We start from the raw sequence: 26,095 nt of genomic DNA on the forward strand, positions 1-26,095 counted from the left end.
TCACTCGACCGAGCATCTTAACGTCGATCGTCATTTTTTGCCCTGAACGACAGATGCTACTCCATGCAGGAACTCCACTGCGTCGTCGTTCATTTCCGACGCATTTTTGGTACTTTCCACGTCTAATCGCTACTTATCCCAATGTCGCCCGAACAGTTTCATCGCCGTGTCTATATTCTTTTCGAGTGAGGCGGTAATTCCGGCGGTGTCGCATGAAAGTACTTGCGGGCAGCTGACCTTCCACACGCTCAAGAGCAGATAGTAGGAAGCAAGGAACAAAAAGTACGGATGGGTGTATGTACGTATGCTCGCGTCGCTGCTTACAAAAGGTGAGAACGACTCACCATGAAACCTGCCATTGCGGGCAGTGTACAAAAACAAGGAAATGAGGACGCCCGAACGCGACGATGCATCAAGACAGAACCCCGAGACCGGCCCGAGATCGAGGACGTCCCCCCGAAGTGCCTTTCTCAGAAGTAGCGAGCCCTTTCGTCGGGAATCTGAAGAGTCGTCTCCATAAGTGGCGCGCAAGTGCTCCAACAGCTGAACGATTTTGGCATCATTCAAGCCTGTTACCCGATTTTCAATTCGAATGCCCGCGTCAGCCTTAGCCGCATTCACATCGACCTTAGCGGCCTTTTCCCAAGCCTTCGCGGCCTTCATCTCCGCCGCACCCACGGCTGTAGCAATTTTATCCTCAGCCTCATCAAGTTTGGCCTTAGCATTAGCAAGCTTAGTCTTAGCCATAGCAACATCAGGAACGAGCCGCTTGAATAGATATTCGCAGGATTGCACAGGGAAGAATGAACAAAGTCGATTCGTGAGGCTTACATCAAGTGTTCCCGACAACGACTTGAGCCGATCAGTGATATTTCCATCATTCATGTCTGTCGAGGCCAGCTCAAACGCTTTCCAAGTCGAGTCGAAAGCGATGTCCACCCGCTCGGGCAACGCATCAAATGCATCCATGAGGTAGCTCAGCTGGCGATGAAATTTCACGGAACTGGAGTCGTGGAGTGAAACTGGCCTGAAGAAAACCTCTGTTAAACGGGCAACGCGTTCTGCGAATGCCTGTTCAATTGGCAACTTCTTACGTTGTTCCAAGACGCCAACTTCCGACCACCGCGCCAATGCACGTAGTCGCTCAGTGCGATGAAACGTCACTTCATAGGTCATATGGCTCACCGACCCGAACGACAGAAGCTGCATCTACCGTTTTTGCAGATCATTTTTTACCCTGTGCAGCAGAGGTTATTCCGTGACGGAACTCCACCACGTCGCCGTCGTGCATAACGTATTCCTTACCCTCAATACGGACCTTGCCCTTGGCCTTGGCCTCGTGCATCGATCCCGCTTCTATCAAGTCATCAAAGTGGACAACTTCAGCCTTGATGAATCCACGCTGGAAATCTGTGTGGATAACTCCGGCTGCCTGCGGAGCTGTGTCACCCTGACGGATGGTCCACGCGCGCGTTTCTTTCGGACCTGCCGTGAGGTACGTCTGCAAACCAAGGGTGTGGAAGCCAACGCGGGCCAGCTGATTCAGGCCTGATTCCTCTTGGCCACTCATCTCGAGCATCTCCCTAGCCTCCTCCTCATCTAGCTCAACGAGGTCGGATTCCAGCTTGGCGTCAAGGAAAATCGCGTCTGCGGGAGCCACAAGTTCACGCAGCTCGGCTTGGCGCTCCGGGTTGGCCAGAACTGCGTCATCAACATTGAAAACATAGATGAAAGGTTTGGCCGTGAGCAGGCTGAGCTCGGCCAAGTGCTCCATCTCCAGCTTGTCGCTCTTGATGGAAGCAAAGATGGTGTCTCCGCGTTCAAGGACAGTCTGGGCGGCCAAGATTGCCTTCAACTCGGCTGCATCTCGCTGCTTGAGCTTGACAGCCTTTTCCAAGCGCGGAATCGCCTTTTCAATGGTCTGCATGTCAGCCAGAATCAGCTCTGTATTGATGGTTTCCATATCGGAACGGGGGTCAACCTTACCGTCCACATGAATAACATCGGGATCGTCGAAGACCCGGATGACCTGAGCGATCGCTTCAGCCTCGCGAATATTGGCCAGGAATTTATTGCCCAGCCCTTCCCCTTCCGAAGCGCCTTTGACAATTCCTGCGATGTCAACAAAAGACACCACTGCAGGCAGCAAGCGCTGCGAGCCGAAGATTTCAGCGAGCTTCGCCAAACGGGGATCGGGCAGGCTGACGACGCCAACATTGGGCTCGATGGTGGCGAACGGATAGTTCGCTGCGAGCACGTTGTTGCGAGTCAGTGCGTTGAAAAGAGTTGATTTGCCGACGTTGGGCAGTCCGACGATGCCAATTGTAAGAGCCACGGGTCAAGCTTACCGGCAGGGCGCCCATTTTGTTCAGCCGCGCGAATTCAGCACTCAGCTCCCTGAACACGGACTCGGGGGTAGTTATTACTTTCCGCCCGCCGTACACCGGGTGCTAAACGTAATATCTACCCCCTGGCGCCGTACCGAGGCTGCAGCGAGAAGAAACGCTCAATGTCAGTGCTTCATGCGAAGGTAGTTTCATGAATGGAATTGGGTGGCTTGTAGCCGTATTGATGTTGGTAGTTGGGCTGGTGCTCGGCGCCGCCGCAGTAGCGTGGGTGCTGCTGGGCAGACTCCGCGGTGCAAACGAGGAGGCGGATGCGGCCCATGAGCGGGTGGCCGCGCTCAATACGAGTTTTGCTGGTGCGGATGCAGAACGCAGGCTTCTTGCCTCGCAGAATCACGCCCTCACAGCTCAGCAAGGCTCTGATTCGAACGTCCTGCAGGCATTGGGGCCTGTCTCCGAGAAGCTCAGCGCCGTGCAGCGCCAAGTCGCTTTGCTCGAGCGTGATCGTGTAGAACAGTACGGTCAGCTCGCCGAACAGCTACGAGCCGCTAAGGACGCAGACGCCAAATTATTGGCCACGACCTCATCGCTGGCCTCAGCCCTTCGCTCCAATAGTGCCCGTGGCAAATGGGGCGAAGTCCAGCTGCGCCGTGTGGTGGAGTCCGCTGGCATGCTTGCCCACGTCGACTTTGAGGAACAGGTCCACACCGCCACGGACGACGGCGTTCACCGCCCCGACATGATTGTCCGGCTTCCCGGTGGTAAGGAGTTGGTCCTGGATGCCAAAGTTCCATTATCTTCCTTTCTCAACGCGCACGACGCCGGCACAACCGACAGCGCCGAATCACAGCAACATTTGGCTCGCCATGCCAAAGCCGTTAAGGCTCACATTGATGCGCTGGCTGGTAAGCAGTACTGGGCCTCAGCGACAAACTCTCCGGAACTGGTGATTTGTTTTGTGCCGGTGGAGTCAATCCTCTCAGCGGCACTGATGTCCGACCCCGGTCTCTTGGATTATGCAATGTCCAAAAACGTGGTGCTCGCCTCGCCCATCTCACTTATGGCCATTTTGAAGTCCGTGGCCTTTAGTTGGCGCCAAGACGTCCTGACCGAAAGCGCCAAGGAACTCTTTGAGCTCTCAGCCCAGCTGTACACGCGTTTGGGCACCATGGGCGAGGCCGTTTCAGCAGTAGGCGTCTCACTTAAGACAAGTGTTGACCGCTACAACAAATTAGTGGGAACTCTCGAAGCAAGGGTTCTGCCCACCGCCCGCAAGCTCAATGCTCTTGACCCAAAATCGCTTGAATCTCCTGCCCAAGTAGAGAGCACCCCGCGAATACTCACAGCTCCTGAATTTGAGGAAACACCAAGGATAAATCAAGCTATTTAGTGTTTTATGGTCCAGGCTAATTACAGCAGGTTGGCGCTGCGAACTCCCTTGTAATCGGGGTCGCCGGCTGCCTTCAATGTTGCGCGTAGTTCTTTGGGCAGGGAGAACAAGATGTCTTCTTTTGCCGTGACTACTTCTTCCACGGACTCGTAACCGTACGTGGCAAGCAGGTGCAGCACATCCTGGACAAGCACTTCAGGTACTGAAGCCCCACTGCTAACGCCTACACTGGCCACGCCTTCAAACCAGGTTTCATCAATTTCGTGGGCAAAGTCCACTCGGTAGGATGCTTTGGCACCGTACTCGAGAGCAACTTCCACCAAACGGACCGAGTTGGAGGAGTTGGCTGAACCAACAATTATCACCAGATCGGCTTGAGGGGCTATCTCCTTGATGGCAGTCTGGCGGTTCGTGGTGGCATAACAAATATCGTCGCTGGGAGGATTCTGCAACTTCGGGAACCGCTCACGCAAGATTTCAACAATCTCCATAGTCTCATCCACTGACAGAGTGGTCTGAGAAAGCCAGATCAGGCGGTCGGGGTCTGCAACATGAACGGTCCGAGCCTCATCCGGGTTGTTCACAATCGTGATGCTCTCGGGTGCCTCGCCATAGGTTCCTTCCACTTCCTCGTGGCCTTCGTGGCCAATCAGGAGAATGTGGTTTTCTTCCTTGGCGAATCTGACAGCTTCCTTGTGAACCTTGGTTACCAGCGGGCATGTGGCGTCGATGGTCCGCAGCCCGCGCTCCGCAGCGGACGCAACCACGGCCGGGGAAACACCGTGGGCGGAGAAGACCACTAGTTCACCTTCTGGAACTTCCTCGTTCTCTTCCACGAAGATTGCCCCGCGTGCTTCAAGGGAAGAGACAACATGAACGTTGTGCACAATTTGTTTGCGTACGTAAACGGGTGCTCCGTGATGTTCAATCGCCTTCTCCACGGCAATGACGGCGCGGTCTACTCCAGCGCAATAGCCACGCGGGGCGGCAAGCAGGACGCGCTTTTCTCCGCTCACAGGGGCGGCGGCGGCCACCTCTTCGGGCGACCTGCGACGGCGCGGAACGGCGGGCATAGGAAAAGACATTGCAGTGGTGCTCATACCCACCATCCTACGTGCCATCCTACGTGGTGCGTCTGCCCTTAACTATGAGAGCTCCAACACCAGCCACGGCCACCACTGCCGCCGTCACGAATGTAAGGGTAATCCCACCCTGCCAGCTTTGCCGCGCAAGGACACTGAGCTCCTGGCCAAACTGCTGCGCAACCTCCGGCCCAACAACAAGTTCCGCCAGGATCGTCTCCACAAAACCTGAGCCCGCCACCCACAACAACGCCACCACTGCCAGTCCCAAGCCAGCCAGCACAACTGTCACAGCGCGCCGTCGGGCAACCACTATCCCCAAAATAAGAAGATCCACGGCGATAAAAGCCAACCAGCCACCCCAACCGGCCACCATGGTCAGTTTGGGTAGCAACTGGGCCACCTTAGGCTGATCAAGGCTCACGACTACGTCTTTAGGGGTGGGCACAGTGATGCCGATATCCTTGCCGACATTAGCGGAAATCAAGCCAACTAGCGGAGCAATATCCACCAGGACATCCCCCTGAATATCTTTGTTTCCGGCGGCGTCAAAAGTCAGTTTGTGGCTACGCTTCAGGGTATCTTTCCACGCTTGGGCATAGCCAGGGTCGGTGTAAATGCTACGGGCCGCAGAGTTAATGACAGCAGCCGCGATATTGTTCAGCTGCGGTGGCAGGTCAAGTGAGGCTGTTGCCTGGCTGGTGGCCATGGCTGACAGTCCCTCTTGGAACGCCTCATTACTGCCAAGGGGGCCGGCAAGCTCAACAAACCCGGCCTGGGCAACAACGTTATGTTGCATCCATATGGCTGGCCCGGCTACGGCTGCTAACAGCAACGCCAGGACGACGAGAAATACTGAGGTAAGCGTGCGCATGAACCATCCCAAAACACGAGAATTTTCTGACATTGGACTCCAACATTAGTGCATGGCTGTGGATGACGGTGTGCCAGTGTCAGTGCGTGAAGCTAGAGTTATTTCAAGACTGTATGGTGGCGTCCCACTAGTCACCCAGGCTGAAGACCCCAGGCTGAACACTCAGGTTGAACACTCAGAGCAAAGGACGGCGACACTGTTATGGCGGACACCCCGGAGCGTCAGGTTATTGCGCCAACGGCGGCCGAGACCTCACCTGAAAACCCGTGGCCTTTGCAACTACTGAGCCAAAAGCTCAAGTCCCACATTGAGAAAGCCCCGCCAGCTTGGGTTGAGGCCCAAGTGATCGAGCTGAACAAGCGTGCCAACGTCAGCTATCTGACCTTGCGTGACATAGACGCTGAGGTCTCCTTGAGTGTTACGGTGTGGGGCTCTGTTCTGAGCCGTTTGGAAGCACCTTTGGAGCAAGGTTCCCGTGTTGTAGCCCAGCTCAAACCAGATTTTTGGCTCAAGACAGGCCGCCTGTCCATGCAAGGACAGGACATTCGGCCTGTGGGCTTGGGGGATCTGCTGGCACGGATCGAACAATTGCGCCAGGCCTTGGCGGCTGAAGGACTCTTTGACCCGCGCCGTAAAAAGCCGCTGCCGTTACTCCCCCACCGGATTGGCCTGATCACGGGCAGAAATTCAGATGCTATGAAGGACGTGATTCGCAATGCCTCGTTGCGGTGGCCTGCAGTGGAATTTGAAGTACGCGAAGTTGCCGTCCAGGGCGTCAATGCAGTCACGGCTGTTATCGGGGCGCTGAGGGAACTCGATGCCGATCCCCGGATCGATGTCATTGTCATTGCCCGTGGTGGCGGTTCCCTCGAGGACCTGCTCGCTTTCAGCCACGAATCATTGGTCCGTGCCGTGGCTGCCGCGCATACCCCCATTGTCAGCGCTATTGGTCACGAAGCGGACAGGCCGCTCCTGGACGAGGTTGCCGATCTGCGTGCTTCAACGCCAACCGATGCCGCCAAACGTATTGTCCCGGACGTTGGCGAGGAGCTGCGCCGCGTAGATCAGGCACGATCGCAGCTCAACCGCAGAATACAAGGCCTCCTGGACCGCGAAACTGAGCGCCTGCTTTATCTTCGGTCCCGGCCAGTGCTGGCAAACCCTATGCTCATGTTCACAACAAAGTATGACGAAGTTACCTCCTCACGCGGGCGGATGCGCACCGCCGTCCGCACCCAGGTAGGGCGTCATTTCGACCAGCTCAGACACCTCCGCGCCCAAGTTCGTGCCCTGTCCCCGCAAAAAACTCTCGACCGAGGGTATGCGGTGGTTCAACTCGAAGACGGGGCCATCGTCAGGGACCCCGAGCAGGCCCCCGCCCGGACACTCTTGAGAGTTCGAGTTGCAGGCGGAGATATCACCGCCGTAAGCACCGAAGGTACAGCAGCACCTCGTACCGATGACTCATCTGCCAAACCGTTCGTCTCAAACACCACATCAGCAAAGGACTCAGTATGAACCCCGCCGAAACACCCGCTACCCCCACTAATATTGACGCACTCAGCTACGAGCAGGCCCGTGAACAACTGATGAACGTGGTCAACCAGCTCGAGGCCGGCAGTTCAAACCTTGAGGACTCTTTGGCCCTCTGGGAACGAGGCGAGTCACTGGCTAAGCGTTGCGAAGAATGGTTGGAAGGCGCCAAAGCCCGCCTCGAAGCCGCGCGTTCCATTGACAATCAAGTACCCTCGGAGCAGTAATTTAAAGTGTGAAGGAAATGCAGTGAGAGCCGAGATCGAAGTTGCTGGCCGTAAACGGTCTTACCAGCTGATTACAAGAACGTCAGCTGATACTCAAAGTCGGCAAGAAACCTCCGCCGTGCTCATTTTTTTACACGGTTCCAAGCAAACCGGGCAGTCGGTACGCGAGTTCGCTGGGAACAGCATTGATCAGCTGGCAGACAACGGGCATGTGGCAGTTGTTTACCCGGATGGACTGCAAAAACGCTGGAATCATAATAAAAACAGCTCCGGCAGTACCAATGATGTTGCTTTCATAGAATCCCTGGCAGACCATTTTCATGGCAAATACGGTCCCATTCCGGTGATTATTGCTGGTTTTTCCAACGGCGGACAGTTGGTCATCCGGCTGATTCATGAAAACCAGGAGAAATTCCATGGAGCCGCTATCATCGGTGCCACACTGCCACGACCGGGGGGTTTGGACTTCGCCGATCAGCTAAGACCATTACCGGTGCTGCTGATCCACGGGACAAGTGACCTTGTGGTTCCATACGGAGGTGAAGGGTGGTTTGCCACGTTCTTCGGTGCCCGGCGCGGACCCTCAGCCCTGAAAACGGCCCAGTACTTCGCTGCGCGCAACTCGATCTCTAACCCGCCTTTGCATGAGGTATTGCCGCATCGCAAGGAGAGCGGTAGGACCACTGTTGGCCTCACCCGCTTTGAGCAGGATGCGCTCCCAAGCGTTTGGCTTTATACAGTCAGAGGCGGCGGACACGTGGTGCCGAACCGCCATCGAAAAGCCATCTTTCTCGCAGGCAGAACAACCCAGGACATCACAACAGCACAGGCACTGGCAGACTTTTTTCCCGTACTGCGCAAATGATGCCCAGACGCTTTCTCCTACTGCGCTTCTTTCGCATGCTGCGCTATTTAGGAGTACCGTGCTTCTCAATGCATGCGGCTGTCCGCATCAAGCGTCTTTAAGCCGGGCACGCTCAGCGGCAAGGTCGTAGTCACCTGCCGGCCATTGCAGATTCAGACTTCCCAGTGTCTTAATAAGAATTTCTTGGACTGCCATACGGGCGTACCACTTCTTGTCCGCTGGGACCACATACCAGGGCGCATTCTCGGTGCTGGTCTGCTCAAAGACACGCTGGTAGGCGTCCATGTACTCCGGCCAAAACTCACGTTCGTCCAGGTCTGTAGGACTGTATTTCCAGTACTTCGTGGGGTCATGTAAACGCGCGGTGAGCCGTTCTAGCTGTTCCTTAGGACTGACGTTCAACATGATTTTTACAATAGAAGTACCAGATTCAACCATCTCTGCCTCAAACTCGTTGATGGCTTCATAGCGCCGCTGAAGTTCGTCGGCATCTGCCCAAGCATGAACACGGTGGATCAGCACATCTTCGTAGTGGGACCTATCAAAGACGCCAAACATCCCAGGTACTGGGGCCGCGGGGCGTACACGCCAGAGAAAATGGTGAGCCTTCTCCTCATCAGTTGGTGCCTTGAACGTGGTCAGCTGCACACCTTGCGGATCTACCGAACCAACCACATGGCCAACAATCCCGCCCTTGCCTGCGGTGTCCATCGCCTGCAAAATCAACAAAATCGATTTTCTGGAGCCAAAACGACTTTCGGCGAAAAGCTGCTCTTGAAGCTGGGCAAGCACAGGTGCCCTCGCTGCCAAGGTTTCGGCGCCGTCGGACTTCTTGCCTGAAAAACCTGGAGAGACATTGGTTGCTTGCTCCGCAAGAGAAAAGCCGGAATCTACTTTCAGCAAATCGCTTGGGTGTTTAGTGAATCCAATTGGCAATGACATGGTGGGCCTTTCCCTAGGGTTTGTAAGTACTGAGGAATTCTGCGATGCGTCCAATGGCTTCTTCCAGGACCAACACATTAGGCAACGTCACAAGGCGAAAATGATCGGGACGAATCCAATTAAACGCTGTGCCATGTGAAATCAGGATTTTTTGGGATTCCAGCAGATCCAAGGCAAATTTCTCGTCACTTTTGATCGGGTAAGCCTCCGGGTCAAGTTTGGGAAATAAGTAGAGCGCACCCTTGGCCTGATTGGTAGTAACCCCGGGGATGTCGTTGAGTAGCTTATAGGCGATGTCCCGCTGTTCCTTGAGCCGACCGCCGGGCAGGATCAGATCCTTAATGCTCTGGTATCCCCCCAAAGCTGTCTGAATGGCGTGCTGTCCAGGGACATTGGCACACATGCGCATATTCGCCAGTAGGTTGATCCCCTCAAGATAATCCGCTGCCCGAGCCTTGGGCCCGGAAATAGCAAGCCAGCCAGAGCGATACCCACAGATCCGGTAGGCCTTAGACAACCCGCTGAAGGTCATGCACAGAACGTCATCACCGGTGATGGTTGCTGTGTTGATGTGTTCGGCATCGTCGTAGAGAATCTTCTCGTAGATCTCATCCGAGAACACCACCAACCCGTACTTGTAGGCAAGGTCAACCATGGCTTTCACGATGTGTCTTGGGTAGACCGCGCCGGTGGGATTGTTGGGGTTAATGACCACTAGGCCCTTGGTTTTGGCGGTGATCTTCGATTCAAGATCCGCAAGATCCGGCCACCATTCCTGGTTCTCGTCACAGAGGTAGTGCACCGGACGCCCGCCCGCCAGACTCACAGATGCGGTCCACAAGGGGTAATCAGGAGTGGGAACAAGCACTTCATCGCCGGTATTCAGCAGCGCCATCAGGGACAGCGTGATCAATTCGCTGACACCGTTTCCCAGGTAGACATCATCAACGTGGATGTTTTGGATACCTCGCGTTTGGTAATACTGCACGACGGCGGTCCTCGCCGAAAAGATCCCCCGAGAGTCGCTGTAGCCCTGAGCGTGTGGCAGGTGAGCCATCATGTCCACCAAAATGGCATCTGGTGCCTCAAATCCGAAAGGGGCCGGATTACCAATGTTCAGCTTCAGGATTCGGTGCCCTTCGGCTTCCAACTTTTGGGCCCGTTCCAGCACAGGTCCACGGATATCGTAGAGAACATTGTGAAGCTTGGTGGACTGCTTGAAATCTGCCATTTACCCAATATGGCACAGCTGCTCCGTGTTTGCTTCCGCAACGTGCCCACCTTCGCAGGCCAATGGCTAAGAACTGGCCTTGACAAGTCCCTGCTGTACCAGCCAGATGGTTGCAACCTCGGATAAGTCGCCATAGTGACGGTCCTGGGACAGGCGGTTAAGGTTGGCTAGCTCTTCTGTGTTTAGAGCGGCGCTGACCCGGTTCAGAACCGCCTGCACTTCTGCCGGAACCCTGTTCTTGGCCACCAAAGGGACAACGTTTTGGCTGAGAAAAAGTCCTTTGGGATCACTGAGTATCACTAAGGAGTTATCCGCTATCGCAGGAGAAGAATTGGGCAGCTGGGCAATTTGGATTTCATCCCGCAAGAGGGACCAGAGAATGCTCACGTCGTTGAAGTCCAGGGTGGGCATCAGCGCCTTGTAACTTTTTGGCGTGCAGTTATAGTCGTTGCCCAAGCCGGGTAAGCCCCGCTCCTTGACCTTAAACTCCGCCGAGCCACCCATGCCCAGTTTCTCGCACACCTTCCCCAAATCGGAGAGGCTCTTGAGCTGGTATTTCTCCGCCGTGAGTGCTGTGACCACAGTGACGTTGCTATTCTCGGTTTTGGCTGTATCCAGCAGGCCGATACCGGTTGGCAACGAGGTTTTTAGCGCATCAATAACATCGCCTGCACCCACATCAGTATCGGCAGGGGCAATGGCGGACAGTGCCAAACGAGAATAAACGGGAACAATGTCCACGCTCCCTGCCTCCACGCCCGAAACTACGGCCCCTTGGTTGAGCGGGGGCTTAATAATCTCGGCTTTGACGCCTGCAGCATTCAACGCCGCGGCGTACACGTGGGCCAGCAGGGCACCTTCTTGGGGGTTCACGCCGTCGGGCACTTCCGGGGTTGCCACCTTGAGGGGAACCTGCGCTACTTCTTCAGAGGCGGTATGAATAGTGGTAATTGGTTCAGGAGTGCAAGCAACTGTTGTCCCCATGAGCAACAGGAAGATTCCCAGTGCGACAACTAATTTTCGATGCACTGCACTTCTCCCTAAAACTTTTTTATTACCCCAAATCCTCAACATACGTTACCCCGACAAGACCCAAATTGGGCTCTTCAAGAAGTTCTCCATGCGTTCCGCCGCGTTCGAGTTCCAACACAGTTATCTCATTGCTGCCGGTTCTTAGCAGCGGAGCGGGAACGTACAGTGTGATTTGGGGGCCCACTTCCCAAAATCGTCCCAGCAGAAAACCATTGATCCACACCATGCCTTTTCCGAAACCTGGCAGTGCCAAGTACGTGTCGGCAGGCTCTTGGACGTTGATCTCACCGTGAAAGTACCCCGGCTCACGGGTATCAGCGGCGGTACTTTCATCATCTGGTCCAGACAGCGTCCCCGGGCTTCGAGCAGGGACACCGATCTCCAGCAGTTCGGACAACGGCCTCTCCAGATTGATGGCGCGCTGCTCCCAATGGAAGACGTAACGTTGGTTGATCAGTACCCCGTCGAGGATACCTTTGCCCTGACCAAAGAATGGTCCGTAGTTCACACGGCCCTGGTTCTCCACCAAAATTTCCAGTTTTGCCAGCCCGCCGCCAGTTTCAACGTTCAAACCCTGCGCACCAGTCGCGTCATTGAGGACACCCGCGTAGACGTTGTCCACCCAGATGTAGGCTCTGTCATGCAAATCCCTAATCTTGATGGTTGCCTCACCGACCGGCAGGATCGCTTTTGCGCCGTAGTGGACCATGCCTCGGTCAAGACCCAGTTTTTCAAAAGCTAGTGGCTTAACGCTCGCCACAGGTTCGATGTCCCTAACAAAATCAAGCAGTCCCGTACCCCGGGTCAGATCAAAATGGCGGGCCGGCAGCACGGGTATAGGACGGGACAATTTCTCAGGGACAGGCGTCAGTTCCCGCCCGGATGCTGCAAAGAAAATCTCACGCATTGCATGGAACTTCTCTGTCAGGTGCCCATCCTCAGCAATCGGGGCATCCGAGTCGTAGCTGGTGACTGTCGGTTGAAGGGCGCCGTCGTGGTTTGCCCCAGATGCCAGACCAAAGTTGGTCCCGCCATGAGCCATGTACAGACAGATCGAGCCATCAAGGTCAAGAATCTTTTTTACTTCGGCTCCCGCATCAATTCCGCCGCGGGTGTGGTGATCTTCGCCCCAGTGGTCAAACCAGCCATTCCAGAATTCAACGGTGAAGAACGGCTCACCGGGGCGCCTTCGTTCCCACACTGCATCCGCCTCTGGCCCGCGGGAGCCAAGAGTCGCCGTCGCCCACGTCTCTGGCAGGGAACCGCCGTCAAGGAAGTAGTCCGTACCGCCGTCGGCCGTAAACAAAATCTCAGTGATACCGCGATCCAGCAGCGCTTTGTTGTTCCAACGCAGATATTCCACATCGTCACCGTAACTGCCGTACTCATTCTCGACTTGCACGGCAATCACCGGACCTCCATGGCACGCCTGTAGTGGCTCAATGATCGGCAGCAGGACATCAAACCACTCTTCAACGGCGTTGGTAAACAACGGATCTGATGAACGCAACACCATGTCAGGGTTGGAGATGGCCCATGAGGGGAAACCTGCGTTGTCCCACTCGGCACAGATGTAAGGACCGGGGCGGACAATGACATCCAGCCCCGCATTTCCGGCCAGAGTAATGAAGGCGGCCAAGTCTTTCCAACCACTGAAATCCGGGGCGAGGTCCTTATAGGGCTGGTGAAAATTCCATGCAACGTATGTGTCTAGTGTGTTCACCCCCATCGCCACGAGCCGGTCAATCCGGTCCTGCCAAAGCTGGGGATGGATCCGAAAATAGTGCACGGCACCGGCAATGATGCGGTGCGGTTCACCGTACCTAAAAAGTTTCCGGTTTGCGTAGGACAACGCCGGAGGGGTCGTGGCACCCCCGGAAGTTGCCGGCGTTTGAGGCTGAACGGGCTTTTCCGGTTTTAGACGGGCGTTATCAGCTGGTTCCTCTGGTGAGATCGTGGACTTGGACAACTAAACTCCCGGCACTAATTTTTAGGCTGATACAAAGACTTTGATATGCATAACAATTCTAAGCCTGGCAGTCTGGGAAAAACGCCATGCCGCACCGTCCCACCCAGAATTAGCGGTATGTTACAAGTAAACAATCTTGGCTCTTTGGGGACCCGCTCCCCGTGCCGCAGCCCACCCGAAACACGTCACACTTAGAGGATCTCAATGAGCACGGAACAGTTCACTCGCGGGCCGGCAATGCGAGACGTCGCAGCAGCAGCACGCGTCTCCGCGCAGACGGTTTCTCGAGTGCTCAATGAGCACCCTAATGTCCACGACAGCACAAGGCGGCGTGTTCTGGCAGCCATTGAAGACCTTGGTTACCGACGGAATAATACGGCACGCGCACTCGTCACTGGACGCTCTAAAACGATTGGCGCACTGACACTAGCAACTAACAATTACTCTCGATCCTCGTTGGCGTTGGGTGTTGAACTTGGCGCACGCGAAGCTGGCTACACAGTGACATCCGCGACCTCCAGCTTCAATGTCCAAGCCTTAACCGATGCCGTGAGCCGATTGGTTCACCAAGGAGTCGATGGCATCATTATCTCCGCACCCTTGCACGACGCAGCTGCGCAGATCAGCAAAATTACCTCGAGAATCCCAACTGTCAACACTGATGGGTCTTCCAACATGGGCCAGAACATGGTCGGTGTTGATCAGGATACTGCCGCTGTTTTAGCAACCAAACATTTGCTGGAGCTAGGACACGAAACCGTATGGCACATAGCCGGTCCGCGCGAATGGTCGGATGCTGCAAGCCGCCTTAACAGCTGGCGGCGGACCCTACGGGAAGCAGGCGCTACGGTCCCGCCCGAGCTTTACGGCGATTGGAGTCCCGAATCCGGTTACCGCAATGGACTCATCTTGGGCCGCATGCCAGAAGTCACAGCAATCTTGGTGGCTAGCGATGAAATGGCATTTGGCGTAGTCCGCGCGTTGACTGAGTTGGGGCGGCGCGTCCCTGAAGATGTTTCAGTGGTCGGCATTGATGACATTGATTTGGCAGCCTTTTCCAATCCTCCTCTGACAACCATTCGCCAATCGTTTGAAGAGACCGGCCGCCGCGCTGTGCAACATTTGGTTGCCCAGATCAATCACCCCGAGATGGCAAGCACCCCGGAGCTGGTTGCGCCGAGTCTGATGATTCGCTCAAGTACTGCGGCGCCCCCTGCACGGGGCTAAACGGCTAGCCCTGCGTTGCGTGGGCCTGCGTCGCTACTAGCAGGGGGATCCCAAAGATGGGGTCCTGCTTGAGAATCTGCACATCGCTATAACCAAGCCCTGCCAGGTGTGAGATAAAGGCCTCTTGAAGTGCCGGGACGTTACTGCCCATGCCACTGCCCAATACGATGGGTCCTGAAATATTCAGCTGGCTCGCCACTTTCGCAGCCATGGCAGCGAGGTCCTTAGCCGCCTGATCGACCAACGCCGATGCGTGTGCATGGCCATTTTCGGCAGCGCCAAAGATTACCGGGGACGCCGCTGCCCAGTAACGACGAGTGGTGCCCTGATGGAAGTGAGCAATCAGTTCCCCTGGCTCCTGGAGCTGGCAGTACTTCAGAAGTGCAGCCGTCAGCTCGTCTACTGGCTTCCCGGAATCCATCCGTTCCAGACTGTAGCGAACTGCTTCACGGCCAAGCCAATACCCGCTGCCTTCATCCCCAAGCAAATAGCCCCAACCTCCGGCACGCGCTTCCTGGCACACTTGGTTCATGCCCCAGGCGGCCGAGCCGGTCCCAGCAATGACGGCAACCCCTGTTGTAGTCCCGCCCGCGGCGAGAAGAAGGCGAGTGTCATGCACCACGCTCACGTGCGCACCAGGAACAAAAGGTGAGATGAGGCTGCGAAGTGCTGCTGCGTCGTCGTCCGTGTCAACACCACCGGCACCGGCATACACCTGGCTGGCCTCACTCACGTCCAATCGGGCAAACAGTGTGCCCATATTCTCCGCGGCAGTCTCCGGGGTCACATTTTGGACGTTTGTACTGCCAACGCTGAAATCGGAGGTGATGACACCCTCACTCCACACGATGCCGCGGGTTTTGGAGCCACCAATATCAAGGCCCACAAAACGGGCAGGCAGCGCAGGAAGGTTCAGCGCAGCAGGGTTCAGCGCAGGAAGGTTCAGCGCAGCGGGGTTCAAAGGCGTATTGTCCACGCCTCTAGACTAATGGCATGTTCACCACACCTTTGATAGCCGCCCCCATGGCTGGCGGAACAACCACCACTGAACTTGCCTTGGCGGCCCAAGACGCCGGCGCATTTGCGTTTGCTGCGGGTGGATACAAGACCGCCGATCAGCTGGCCGCGCACATAGCACCACTGCGCTCCGCAGGCATCGATTTTGGCGTGAACCTGTTTGTCCCGCGAACCGCACCACTGACATCCGTTCAGCTCATCGAACTGAGCGAATACCGCACCAAATTACGGACGACGGCGGGACTCTACGGTGCCGCTGTGCCCGAGGAGTTACTAGCCGAGGACGATCCTCGGGTTCAGGACTACTGGGCCCAGAAGATTGCATTACTGCTGGCCGATCCAGTAGCGCTTGTCAGCTTTACCTTTGGGCTGGCTCCTGCCGAAGTCGTGGAACAGTTGCACAACGTGGGGACACAGGTACTTGCTTCTGTTACGAGCGTTGCAGAAGCCGTGGCCGCCGCCAAATCCGGAGCAGACGCATTGGTGGTCCAACACGCCAATGCCGGTGGCCATAGCGCCGCCTTTCTTGCGGCGACGGGGACACCTCCGGTGGCGGGTGCGGTGGAAGCCAGTGGGAGTGGGTCCAGTGGGAATGGGTCCAGTGGGGGTAGGTCCAGTATGAAGCCCGCCACGCTACCACAGCTGATCAGCGAAGTTCGCTCCGAGGTACTGCTTCCACTGGTGGGTGCCGGCGGTATTTCCACCCCGGAAGACGTCAAAGCCGTATTAGCAGCCGGTGCTGAATCGGCAGCCATCGGCACAGCCTTGATCCGCACTAATGAAAGCGGTGCTCGATTGCTACATAAGAACGCTCTAGGCGATCCGAGCTACACAGACACTGCTATTACTCGAGCTTTCACCGGCAAGCCTGCTCGGGCACTGATCAACGATTTTGTGCGAGATTATACGGACGCTGCACCGCACGCCTACCCTGATGTGCATTTCGCAACGGCACCATTGCGCGCAGCAGCGGCAGCTCAGAACAATCCACGGGCACTAAATCTATGGGCCGGCTCCGGCTGGAAATCCGCCAGGACGGGACCTGCGGCAGCCGTCATTGCAGGCTTTCTCCAGTTCCTTTAGCCGCAGCGCTGCTGCTTCTCTAGCGAACCCAAGGCCCATAACCGTTGAAGTGCTGTACTCAATTATTCGGCAATTTGCTATTATGGCGAACTAACGGCTGCCCTCCGAGACGGGTTGGGCGTGAGAATCGTGAACTTTGGAGGATCTTTTGGCAACTGCAGCGAAGAACGTTCGGCGAGATCCAGCGCAGGGACAGCTGTCACCTGAGCCTCTTGACGCCGTCGACCGTCAGATCATTGACACTCTGGTCTCAGATGCTCGGATCACCAATAGGGATCTTGCTGACGCTGTGGGCATCGCCCCATCCACGGCGTTGATGCGCACCCGCGCTCTTACGGAGCGCGGGGCCATTGAGGGCTTCGAGGCAAAACTGAATCTGGCCTCGATTGGCCGCGCTGTTCAGGCCCTCATAGCCGTTCGGCTGCGCGCTCATGACAGAGACCAGATCGACACGTTTACGGCGCGCGTACCCCTGCTGCCCGAGGTTCTTTCCACTTTCCACACTTCCGGTTCGGTGGATTATTTGCTGCACATCGCTGTCCGTGACACCGACGCCCTGCGGGACTGGGTACTGGATAATTTAACCACTGATCCAGTGGTTGGGCACACCGAAACCACGCTTGTATTCAAGCATATTCCGGGGCATACAGGTCCGTTGGACTAACCAGCGTGCATGATTTTCGTTTAGATTCGCCCATAATGGGCAAGTGACCATCATCGACAATGCCGTATACGTGGACGGCAAGCGCTTCGCTACCCCAGAGAACCTCGAGCAGACCTATGAGGTTATGGACTCCTGCAATGGGATGGCCTGGATCGGCATGTTCCGCCCTGATGCCGAGGAAATGAAGTCTCTGGCCGCCGAGTTTTCGCTGCACGAACTTGCGGTTGAGGATGCCATCAAGGCCCATCAACGACCCAAACTGGAGCGCTACGACGACGTCGTTTTTACTGTGCTGCGCCCAGCTCGCTATATTGACGATACTGAGACTGTTGAATTTGGTGAGCTCCATGTTTTCACTGGTCCTGACTTTGTACTCACCATCCGTCATGCCGAGACCCCTGGCCTATCCTCAACCCGAAGCCGTCTGGAAGGCGACCCGGAGCTACTGGCGCTTGGGCCGGAAGCGGTGCTTTACGCCATCATGGACCAAGTGGTTGACGACTACCAGCCAGTGATCAGCGGCCTGGAAAATGATATTGACGAAATAGAAGACCAGCTTTTTGCGGGGGAACCCAACGTCTCACTGCGTATTTACCAGCTCTCCCGCGAGGTCATCCAGTTCCAGCGCGCCATCCACCCCTTGCAGGACATTGTGCAACGACTCCAAGCCGGTTATGAAAAGTACAGTGTCAACGTTGAACTGGAACGTTATTTGCGCGACGTTCAGGACCATATTGAAATTGTCACGGCCAAAGCGGATTCCTTTCGTCAGCTGCTGCAAAACGCGCTGACGGTTGACGGCACGCTGACCACCAACCGCCAAAATGAAGCCGCTGCCGCCGAAAATGAGCAGGTTAAGAAGATCTCTTCTTGGGCAGCTATCCTCTTTGCGCCGTCCTTTGTGGGCTCCATCTACGGCATGAACTTTGACATCATGCCCGAACTCCACTGGGCATTCGGCTACCCCTTCGCCTTAACTCTGATGTTCCTGGTGGGACTTTCCATGTACCTGATCTTCAAGAAAAAGACCTGGCTCTAGCCCTCTCCGATTTCATCTCTCCTCGCCCCTTACTCCTCGTCCCTTAGCCCTCGTCGAGATTGGAGATAATGACACCTCTACGGAGTGTTCGGGTGTCATTATCTCCAATCTCGACGGGAAGGGGTTGCAACGGGAGGGACTTAGGTACGCGCCAAGGCAGCGATGTCTTCCAAGAAGTCCGCGGACACGGCATCGCTGACGGTTGCCTTGGTCTCGGCAATCCGCTCCAGGTAGTCGGCCGTCACCGGGCCACGGCGTTCGGTGGGAACAACGCCGTCGAACATGGCCTTTTCCAGCGCCCGCTGTGAGGCACTACGAGCAGCAAATTCAATGTCCGCCGGGGAGAATCCACCGCTGGCCTCAACTAAGGTTTGAACATCAATTTCAGCTACCAGGTGGGCTGGAATAAAGCGGTTCCACATGGCTGTGCGGGCTTGATCATCGGGCAAACCGATGGGGATAACGTAGTCGAACCGCCCGTGGCGCAGGAACGCAGAATCCAATGAACGGATGAAGTTCGTGGCGCACACCAGCAGCCTGCCGGGCTGATCACGGAACGCCGGGATGATCTTGAGCAGCTCATTGGTGACACCCTGCATCGGCGAAGGCGGCTCTCCTGAACGCTGCGAAGCGATCTCCTCAACCTCGTCAATAAAGACCACGGCGTGCTCAAGCTCTGCGATATCCAAGAAAGTCTGGCGCAGCGCACCGGCCAATCCGCCAGGCTCACCGGCCAGACGCGAAGGGAACACTTCCACAAATGGCCATTCAAGGCGGGAGGCAATGGCCTTGGCAAAGGTTGTCTTTCCAGTGCCAGGAGGGCCAAAAAGTACGACGGCGCGGGGCGGCACCACACCGAACTCCTCCGCAAGTGCTGCTTCAGCCAGCGGCATGACCAGCCTTCGCTCAAGGAGCTCTTTCTCTGCGGTCATACCAGCGACGCGGTCCCACAGATCACGTGGCAGGACCCTACCGCCAAGTTCATCCAGCACCCCCAGCTCAGCTCGCTGCACTGGGATGTGACGCTCAAAGTAACGCAGGTTCTTTTTCACCACGAAACCGCGGTTGGTGAATGCTTCCACACGATTTTCCGTTTCCGGCATTAGCGCAGAAAGCTTGTTTAGTCCGTGTGCTGCCATACGGTTTTCCACCGCAGCGAGAAGGAGTGTCCCGATGCCGCGGCCACGGAAAATTGGCAGAGTTGCCAGAAAGACTATCCAGCCTTGATCGTGCGCAGCCCGCCCAACAGCTGCGCCAATGATCGCATCACCTTGAACGGCCACCACCGCATGGTCCTTCTCGCACGAGGCAAGCACTTCGGAGAGGTCGTAAACAGGTTCCACACCGTTGTCGCGCAGCGACTGCCACAACGCCAGAATGCCTTCAACATCTTGCGAATGAAAATCGCGAATAGTCCATGCCGTCATGTCACTGCCGCTCCCTTGCGTTAGCCAATATCTGAATGATGGCACAGGGCTCACGTTCCCCGGAAATTTGGTGGCAGGAAGGTTACTCACCAGTAGTAACCTTTGGCTGAGGTCAACAAGTTTCCCCGTAGTGCCATTTCTCACAACTAGAAGGGAAACAATTTGCTGGAACTCGGCGCTGCATATGGGTGGACCATTCTTCACTCTTTTAGGAAGTTGCCCCATGAGCATTGACATCGCCACTGAAACCGAACTCAACACCGAACTCATTCTTGATGCTGGCACAGCAGCTGCCCTGTTCCTCGAGGCCCGAACCGCAAATAGTTTCACTGATGAGCAGATTTCGGATGAGACCCTGCAGGCCGTCTACGCATTGACAAGGATGGGGCCCACGGCAATGAATATTCAGCCTCTGCGGATTACGTGGGTTCGCTCCACCGAAGCCCGCGAGGCCCTGGTTATTAACATGGCAGCGGGGAACAAGGAAAAGACATTGGCCGCACCTTTGGTGGCACTGTTGAGCTATAACCCTCGTTGGCATGAAAATTTGGCCACCACAACACCGCATATGGCCAGCAAGGTGGCCTCGTTTGCCGAGAACTCAGCCCTGCGCCAGACCATGGCATTCGATAACGCCCACCTGCAGGCTGGCTATTTCATTCTGGCTGCACGCTCAGCGGGTCTGGCCGTGGGCCCCATGAGTGGGTTCGACAGTGCTGGTATGGATCAGGAATTCAATGCGGATTCCGGACTGAAGTCATTTCTCGTGGTGAACTTGGGCCGGTCCAATGGCCGCATAGACCGCGCGCGCCTTCCGCGTCTGGATTTCGACGCCGCAAACACAACCGTATAAACACCTCAGCATTTCATTACCTGGGTGAAATTAACCACAAGCGCGCTGTCCTTGTTTTTCACAGTTTTCACAGTTTTTCACACGGAGAGCGCACTTTTTTGTTTTCCACACTTTGATAAATCTGGAATTTTCGCTGCTATGGCAAGAGTCTGTTGATACAGAACGCTCACCAAAGAATCGGCGCTTTAGCCGCCGGCGTGAAAACTCGTCAGCAGAATCATGGCAATTCTTGTGCGACTACCCTGTATTTTCAGCTAATGCGCGTTTCAGTAATTTTGACGGCTGGTTCGGGCTGGCGATACTTGGAGGATGACTACTCTAGGAAACCAATTCAGCCGCCGCCTCAAGCCTCTCATCGCCGTGGCGTCAGTGGCACTTTTGGGCCTATCACTGGCAGCCTGCTCTCCTGCCTCCACTGATGCACCCAGTGAGTCCTCCCCAGTTGCCGTGTCAGAATCTGCAGCACCCGCCACGGCAGCCCCAGCAAAGAGCGCCGCTGCCGTGGAAACAACAGCGCCGCCCGCCGCCGCTACCGAGCGCAAAGTCACCGTGAAGGTCACCGGCGCCAAGGATAGTGCCCTCGTGAAGTCACTTGTGGTGACAAACGATGACAAGGAAACAGATGGAGAGATGGTTCAGCAGACTCTCCCCTATACCCAAGAGTTCTCCCTTCCTGCCGGGGCTACCTTCACCAAGATTTTGGTCTTGGCGAAATACCCCTCGGGCGGCACAGGCGAAATCTCCTGCACTGTCACCGTGGATGGCAAGGAAGTTGCAACGAACAGCTCCAGCAACCATGAGCCTGCCAAGTGCCTGTTCGTTGAAAAGGACACTAAGTAGGCGGAGCACACCACGGACTGGATATTTCCAACCTCCAGCGCGTCCCAGCGTCTATGAGTGGTACCGGCGGTTAGCACGCACCTGCTAGCCAGTAGTACCAGGCGTAGACGCTGTTTTGTGTCGGCAGCCCAGGAACACTCAAGTAGACCCGGCTAGACTGGCGCCATGAACGCACATGATCCCGCTCCCGTCACAGTCACTGTCACCGGAGCCGCAGGCCAGATAGGTTACGCCCTCTTGTTCCGGATTGCCTCCGGAGCCATGCTGGGCCCTAACGTTCCCATTAAATTGAATCTTCTGGAGATCCCGCAGGCGGTGCAGGCCGCGGAAGGCACAGTCCTTGAACTCATGGACTGTGCCTTCCCGCTCTTGGCCGGTGTGGACGTTTTTGACGATCCGTACAAGGCGTTCGACGGCGCGAATCTCGCCATGTTGGTTGGTTCCCGTCCTCGCGGGCCGGGTATGGAGCGCGCTGATCTCCTCAGCGCTAATGGCGGTATTTTCTCCGTGCAGGGCAAGGCCCTGAATGCTGGAGCGGCATCAGATTTGAAGGTGGTTGTTGTGGGTAACCCCGCCAATACCAATGCGCTGATCGCCTCCTCCCACGCTCAGGACATTCCGGCCTCCCGTTTCACAGCTATGACACGTCTGGACCATGACCGGGCGCTGGCACAGCTTGCTGCGAAAACCGGCACGGGTATTGCTGCAATTAAGCGGGTGACCATTTGGGGCAACCATTCGGCCACCCAGTACCCCGACCTCAGCCATGCAACAGTTTCCGGGAAACCAGCCACTAGTTTCCTGGAGCAGTCGTGGATTGTGGATGAATTCATACCCCGTGTAGCAAAGCGGGGCGCGGAGGTCATCGCGGTCCGTGGCGGCTCCTCAGCTGCTTCGGCTGCCAACGCCGCCATAGAGCACATGCGCCTGTGGGTGCAGGGCACACCCGAAGGAGATTGGACGAGTATGGCTGTCCCTTCCGACGGGTCTTATGGCGTGCCAAAGGGTTTGGTGAGTTCTTTCCCCGTCACCACGCACGACGGCGAAATCACCATTGTGCCCAACCTCGCCATCAGTGACTTCTCCCGCACCAGAATTGACGCCTCCATAGCCGAACTTGAATCAGAACGGGACGCTGTTTCCGGCCTGGGGTTGCTCTAACGCCGCGGCCGCTGCGACTTATGAGCGATACTTCAGCGTCCAGACAAACCACTATTGCGTCTTCGCTACGGTTGGATCTCAACGCAGACATCGGTGAGGCTTTTGGCCCTTGGGGCCTTGGCAATGACGCAGCCATCATGGCCAATGTCTCCAGTGTGAACATCGCCTGTGGTTTTCATGCCGGCGACCCGCGCTCCATGCGCCGCAGTTGCGCATCTGCGGCGGTCGCCGGTGTGTCGATTGGGGCGCACCCGGGTTACCGTGACTTGGCTGGTTTTGGCAGGCGCTTCATGGAGATGGATCCGGATGAGCTAACCCAGGAGCTTGTTTACCAAATCGGGGCGCTGCAAGCCATTGCACGGGCCGAAGGTGCCGCCGTGCGCTACGTCAAGCCTCATGGGGCTTTGTATAACGCCATCGTTCATCACGCGGAGCAGGCCCAGGCGGTGGTTACGGCCGTGCAGGAAACGGACCCAACTCTGGCGTTGTTGGTGGCGCCGAAATCGCACGTGCAGCGGTTGGGTCTGGCCGCCGGCCTGAAAGTTCTCACGGAAGCTTTTGCGGACCGTGCCTACAATCCGGATGGCACGCTGGTATCGCGAACGCATCCGGCGGCAGTCCATCACAGCCTTGATGTTGTGGTGGCCCAAAGCCTAGACCTCGCGTTGCATCAGGAAGTCACCGCGATTGACGGCTCCCGCATCAAAGTGACCGCCCAGAGCTTGTGCCTGCACGGAGATACTCCCGGCGCTGTTGCCATGGCCGCTGCTGTGCATGAGGCACTGGTGGGCGCCGGAGTGAGAATCAGCAGTTTCCTCTAGATGACCCACTCTTTTTTGCTCCGTCCGGCAGGGGACTGCGCTGTTTTGGTGGAATGTGCGGACCTTGCGGAGGTCATGGGTTTGCAGGCTGCGCTACGCTCCCCCACCGCACCCAAGATTGAGGAGGTGATTGCCGCAGCCCAAACCGTGTTCATTAGTTGCGACTCGCCCAGGATGCTCAGCAAGCTGCGGATGTGGCTAAAAAACGTGCAGCTTCCAGAACATGCCCCGGCGTCGGGAACCTTGCATATCCTCAATACCGTGTACGACGGCGCCGACCTCACCGAAGTGGCCCGGCTGGCCAGCATGAGTGTTGAGGCGTTGATCGCTTGGCATAGCGGCCAGAACTGGTTGGCTGCTTTTGGGGGTTTCGCGGCAGGTTTCATGTACCTCACACCGTCGGGCGAAGGGTTATCCGTTGCCAGACGTGCCAGTCCACGCACCTCTGTACCAGCTGGCTCTGTGGCTTTAGGTGGGCAGTTCTGTGCCGTTTATCCCGGCCCATCCCCCGGTGGATGGCAGTTATTGGGCCATAGCGATGTACTCCTGTGGGACGTTTCCCTACCGCAACCGGCACTGCTGATGCCCTCGGATACTGTTCGCTTTAAGACGATGCGGGAGACAATACGTGGCAGTGCCACCGCACCGGTAACTGGCAGTTCCCTGATGCCTGCCGGTTCCCTGATGCCTGCGGGCACTCCCGCTAAGAAGAATGTTGAGGGCGCAACCGGCAAAAATATCTCCTCCGGCGACGTGCCTCCTGCCGAGGGACTGATGGTGCTTGCGTCAGGAATGCTAACAACTTTGCAGGACTTGGGCCGTCCGGGCCTGGCTCACCAAGGTGTTAGTGGATCCGGCGCACTGGACCGGGCGGCTCTCCGCCGGGTTAACAGGATGGTGGGTAATACTGACATGTCCGGTTCCGGCTGCGCTGGCTTGGAAACCGTAATGGCCGGGTTGCGCATCAAAGCTATGGGAAGTCATGTTGTGGCTGTCACCGCTGGTGCCATCGAGTTGCAGATGCAATCTGTAGTTGGTTCCGTACGCGCTGCTCCGCTTGATACGCCGTTTGTGCTCAGAGACGGGGAGACTTTGGAGTTTCGTCCTTGTCTAGGGGCAGCAGGATTTCGTGGCTATCTGGGTGTGCGCGGGGGACTTGCCGTACCTGCCGTTCTGGGAAGTCGGTCCACCGATCTGCTGTCAGGGCTAGGACCGGCTCCTCTTCGCGCCGGAGCGTTTCTCCCCGTGGTCCAGCCTTTTAGAGGTGGCATAGTTGGATTTCCCGAGCCGGGCCCGAAGCCCACGCAGGTTCTTACAGTGTTCCGGTATCTTCCCGGACCACGCAGTGGCTGGTTCACGCCTGAATCAAGAACAAAATTTGAGCAGCAGACGTGGCACCTCTCGGCTCAGTCCAATAGGATTGGCCTACGTTTGAGCGGAAGCCCATTAGTGCGCACCATGGCGGCCATGACGGCTGAGCTACCCAGCGAAGGCATGCCGACAGGCGCAATCCAAGTGCCGCCGTCGGGCCTTCCCGTGCTGTTCTTGGCCGACCACCCTGTGACCGGAGGCTACCCGGTGCTAGGCGTGGTCCCGCGCGAACAACTGGATCGGGCCGCGCAGCTGCCGCCCGGGGCGAAAATCCGCTTCGTCAGCAGTGAGTACACACAGCAGTGAATAGATCAGGAGCAGGTAGGACTCTCAGCCTTGACGGGGGCTAACTTGTGCCATGTGCGTGAGTGAAAACCCAGGGCAGATCAGTCATCGTGAGCCTGTGCCGTGCTCCAGCAGGAGCCTTGGATTCAGGGTATTCCTCATCTCCGTCCCAGAGCACACCGGCAGCAGCTCCTGCACCAAACCCGGCCAAAGTACTGGCTGCTTCACCGTTTGACGGCGTCAAAAGGTGGGTGTTGTAGATGAAAGGTGTAGCCTTTCGACTTTGCTCCACCGCTTGTTCCGTGGACTCCAGCCCTAGGAGATTGTGCAGTGTCACCCAGGTTGGTGGCACCAGGATCATCTTCCCGGCGGTATGAAGAGCAAGTGCCTCACGTGCAGGTAGCCATGAGCTGCGTTCATGCTCTTCGGGGTTAAGCACTACCTGGTCCGTGGTTGCCGCACCTAACATGAACCAGGTTCGGAACCGGCGCGGAATTCGTTGCATGGGTGTCCATTGCGATAGCCATACAAGTTCTTTTGGGGACAGCTGTTGGCCAGTTTCTTCGGCCAGCTCTCGCAAACCCGCAGCCTGCGCCGCAGCAAATTCATCAAGTTGCTCACCGGCAGGGTTAACCCTATCGCCGGGATCGACCTTGCCGCCAGGAAATACCCATGCGCCGCCAAAGGATCGGCTGTTGCCTGGCCGTTCCAGCATGAGTGTCTCCAGCCCTGCTGCACCGTCACGGAGCAGAACAATTGTGCAGGCATCTTCCAGCGGGGCAAGCTGTTGAGCAGTATCCATGGAACCAGCCTATCC

General features: G+C 56.6%; 24 protein-coding genes. 13 read left to right on the forward strand and 11 right to left on the reverse strand.

The window, feature by feature from the left end:
• Positions 1–129: 129 nt before the first annotated feature.
• Together AAFM46_RS13235 and ychF are read right to left on the reverse strand one after the other, a co-directional pair.
• Positions 130–1,209 carry a hypothetical protein gene (locus tag AAFM46_RS13235; RefSeq protein ID WP_343318276.1) on the reverse strand — a complete coding sequence of 360 codons (1,080 nt, stop codon included), beginning with the start codon at positions 1,207–1,209 and terminating at the stop codon, positions 130–132.
• A 16-nt stretch (positions 1,210–1,225) separates the two neighbouring features.
• Positions 1,226–2,335: a redox-regulated ATPase YchF gene (gene ychF, locus AAFM46_RS13240; protein ID WP_343318278.1), complete on the reverse strand. Its 1,110-nt coding sequence runs from the start codon at positions 2,333–2,335 to the stop codon at positions 1,226–1,228.
• A 203-nt stretch (positions 2,336–2,538) separates the two neighbouring features.
• Here ychF and AAFM46_RS13245 point away from each other — a divergent pair, with 203 nt between their 5' ends.
• Complete coding sequence (locus AAFM46_RS13245; RefSeq protein WP_283531029.1) at positions 2,539–3,735, forward strand: DNA recombination protein RmuC; 1,197 nt, start codon at positions 2,539–2,541, stop codon at positions 3,733–3,735.
• Between the two features lie 20 nt (positions 3,736–3,755).
• Here AAFM46_RS13245 and AAFM46_RS13250 read toward each other — a convergent pair whose 3' ends face one another.
• Complete coding sequence (locus tag AAFM46_RS13250) at positions 3,756–4,835, reverse strand: 4-hydroxy-3-methylbut-2-enyl diphosphate reductase (RefSeq protein WP_343318282.1); 1,080 nt, start codon at positions 4,833–4,835, stop codon at positions 3,756–3,758.
• Positions 4,836–4,857: 22 nt separating this feature from the next.
• Positions 4,858–5,724: a hypothetical protein gene (locus tag AAFM46_RS13255; protein WP_343318284.1), complete on the reverse strand. Its 867-nt coding sequence runs from the start codon at positions 5,722–5,724 to the stop codon at positions 4,858–4,860.
• Positions 5,725–5,892: 168 nt separating this feature from the next.
• Here AAFM46_RS13255 and xseA point away from each other — a divergent pair, with 168 nt between their 5' ends.
• Genes xseA through AAFM46_RS13270 form a run of 3 tightly spaced genes read left to right on the forward strand, consistent with a single transcriptional unit; the run spans position 5,893 to position 8,316 of the window.
• Positions 5,893–7,209, forward strand: coding sequence for an exodeoxyribonuclease VII large subunit (xseA, locus tag AAFM46_RS13260; protein ID WP_343318286.1), 1,317 nt, complete (start codon positions 5,893–5,895; stop codon positions 7,207–7,209).
• A complete protein-coding gene (locus AAFM46_RS13265; protein ID WP_283531033.1) occupies positions 7,206–7,451 on the forward strand; it encodes an exodeoxyribonuclease VII small subunit in 246 nt (81 codons plus the stop codon). Before xseA ends, AAFM46_RS13265 begins: the two co-directional genes overlap by 4 nt.
• 22 nt (positions 7,452–7,473) lie before the next feature.
• Positions 7,474–8,316: a hypothetical protein gene (locus tag AAFM46_RS13270; protein WP_343318288.1), complete on the forward strand. Its 843-nt coding sequence runs from the start codon at positions 7,474–7,476 to the stop codon at positions 8,314–8,316.
• Between the two features lie 87 nt (positions 8,317–8,403).
• On the opposite strand, the gene AAFM46_RS13275 is transcribed toward AAFM46_RS13270, so the two are convergent.
• From AAFM46_RS13275 to AAFM46_RS13290, 4 genes are all read right to left on the reverse strand, one after another.
• Positions 8,404–9,258 carry a PPK2 family polyphosphate kinase gene (locus AAFM46_RS13275; protein ID WP_283531035.1) on the reverse strand — a complete coding sequence of 285 codons (855 nt, stop codon included), beginning with the start codon at positions 9,256–9,258 and terminating at the stop codon, positions 8,404–8,406.
• Between the two features lie 13 nt (positions 9,259–9,271).
• Entirely contained in the window at positions 9,272–10,489 is a 1,218-nt protein-coding gene (locus tag AAFM46_RS13280; RefSeq protein WP_343318291.1) for a pyridoxal phosphate-dependent aminotransferase, read from the reverse strand.
• 66 nt (positions 10,490–10,555) lie between these two features.
• Positions 10,556–11,518, reverse strand: a complete 963-nt coding sequence (locus AAFM46_RS13285) for an ABC transporter substrate-binding protein (protein ID WP_283531037.1) — start codon at positions 11,516–11,518, stop codon at positions 10,556–10,558.
• A 25-nt stretch (positions 11,519–11,543) separates the two neighbouring features.
• On the reverse strand, positions 11,544–13,490 hold the full coding sequence (locus tag AAFM46_RS13290; RefSeq protein WP_343318293.1) for a beta-galactosidase: 1,947 nt from the start codon (positions 13,488–13,490) through the stop codon (positions 11,544–11,546).
• Between the two features lie 204 nt (positions 13,491–13,694).
• On the opposite strand from AAFM46_RS13290, the gene AAFM46_RS13295 reads away from it, so the two are divergent.
• Complete coding sequence (locus AAFM46_RS13295; protein ID WP_283531039.1) at positions 13,695–14,717, forward strand: LacI family DNA-binding transcriptional regulator; 1,023 nt, start codon at positions 13,695–13,697, stop codon at positions 14,715–14,717.
• A gap of 4 nt (positions 14,718–14,721) precedes the next feature.
• On the opposite strand, the gene AAFM46_RS13300 is transcribed toward AAFM46_RS13295, so the two are convergent.
• The gene (locus AAFM46_RS13300) at positions 14,722–15,693 is read right to left on the reverse strand and encodes a BadF/BadG/BcrA/BcrD ATPase family protein (protein ID WP_343318296.1); all 972 of its coding nucleotides are present in this window, start codon (positions 15,691–15,693) and stop codon (positions 14,722–14,724) included.
• Between the two features lie 17 nt (positions 15,694–15,710).
• Between AAFM46_RS13300 and AAFM46_RS13305 the strand changes: the two genes are divergently transcribed.
• The 3 genes from AAFM46_RS13305 (at position 15,711) to corA (ending at position 18,520) form a co-directional block, all read left to right on the forward strand.
• Positions 15,711–16,817 carry a nitronate monooxygenase gene (locus tag AAFM46_RS13305; RefSeq protein WP_343318297.1) on the forward strand — a complete coding sequence of 369 codons (1,107 nt, stop codon included), beginning with the start codon at positions 15,711–15,713 and terminating at the stop codon, positions 16,815–16,817.
• A gap of 148 nt (positions 16,818–16,965) precedes the next feature.
• Positions 16,966–17,481 carry an Lrp/AsnC family transcriptional regulator gene (locus AAFM46_RS13310; protein WP_283531042.1) on the forward strand — a complete coding sequence of 172 codons (516 nt, stop codon included), beginning with the start codon at positions 16,966–16,968 and terminating at the stop codon, positions 17,479–17,481.
• A 43-nt stretch (positions 17,482–17,524) separates the two neighbouring features.
• Complete coding sequence (gene corA / locus AAFM46_RS13315; protein ID WP_283531043.1) at positions 17,525–18,520, forward strand: magnesium/cobalt transporter CorA; 996 nt, start codon at positions 17,525–17,527, stop codon at positions 18,518–18,520.
• Positions 18,521–18,660: 140 nt separating this feature from the next.
• On the opposite strand, the gene AAFM46_RS13320 is transcribed toward corA, so the two are convergent.
• The gene (locus AAFM46_RS13320; RefSeq protein WP_343318298.1) at positions 18,661–19,947 is read right to left on the reverse strand and encodes a GNAT family N-acetyltransferase; all 1,287 of its coding nucleotides are present in this window, start codon (positions 19,945–19,947) and stop codon (positions 18,661–18,663) included.
• Positions 19,948–20,170: 223 nt separating this feature from the next.
• On the opposite strand from AAFM46_RS13320, the gene AAFM46_RS13325 reads away from it, so the two are divergent.
• The 5 genes from AAFM46_RS13325 (at position 20,171) to AAFM46_RS13345 (ending at position 25,299) form a co-directional block, all read left to right on the forward strand.
• Positions 20,171–20,800, forward strand: a complete 630-nt coding sequence (locus AAFM46_RS13325; protein WP_343318300.1) for a malonic semialdehyde reductase — start codon at positions 20,171–20,173, stop codon at positions 20,798–20,800.
• Positions 20,801–21,109: 309 nt separating this feature from the next.
• Positions 21,110–21,640, forward strand: coding sequence for a hypothetical protein (locus tag AAFM46_RS13330; RefSeq protein WP_343318302.1), 531 nt, complete (start codon positions 21,110–21,112; stop codon positions 21,638–21,640).
• A 165-nt stretch (positions 21,641–21,805) separates the two neighbouring features.
• The gene (locus AAFM46_RS13335; RefSeq protein WP_343318303.1) at positions 21,806–22,801 is read left to right on the forward strand and encodes a malate dehydrogenase; all 996 of its coding nucleotides are present in this window, start codon (positions 21,806–21,808) and stop codon (positions 22,799–22,801) included.
• Positions 22,802–22,821: 20 nt separating this feature from the next.
• On the forward strand, positions 22,822–23,622 hold the full coding sequence (locus AAFM46_RS13340) for a 5-oxoprolinase subunit PxpA (RefSeq protein WP_343318305.1): 801 nt from the start codon (positions 22,822–22,824) through the stop codon (positions 23,620–23,622).
• Entirely contained in the window at positions 23,623–25,299 is a 1,677-nt protein-coding gene (locus tag AAFM46_RS13345; RefSeq protein ID WP_343318307.1) for a carboxyltransferase domain-containing protein, read from the forward strand. It abuts the gene before it with no gap.
• 40 nt (positions 25,300–25,339) lie between these two features.
• On the opposite strand, the gene AAFM46_RS13350 is transcribed toward AAFM46_RS13345, so the two are convergent.
• Positions 25,340–26,080 (reverse strand): NUDIX hydrolase, encoded by a 741-nt coding sequence (locus AAFM46_RS13350; protein ID WP_343318309.1) that lies wholly within the window; start codon positions 26,078–26,080, stop codon positions 25,340–25,342.
• Positions 26,081–26,095: the final 15 nt, after the last annotated feature.

Source organism: Arthrobacter sp. TMP15 (genome assembly GCF_039529835.1).
GTDB lineage: Bacteria > Actinomycetota > Actinomycetes > Actinomycetales > Micrococcaceae > Specibacter.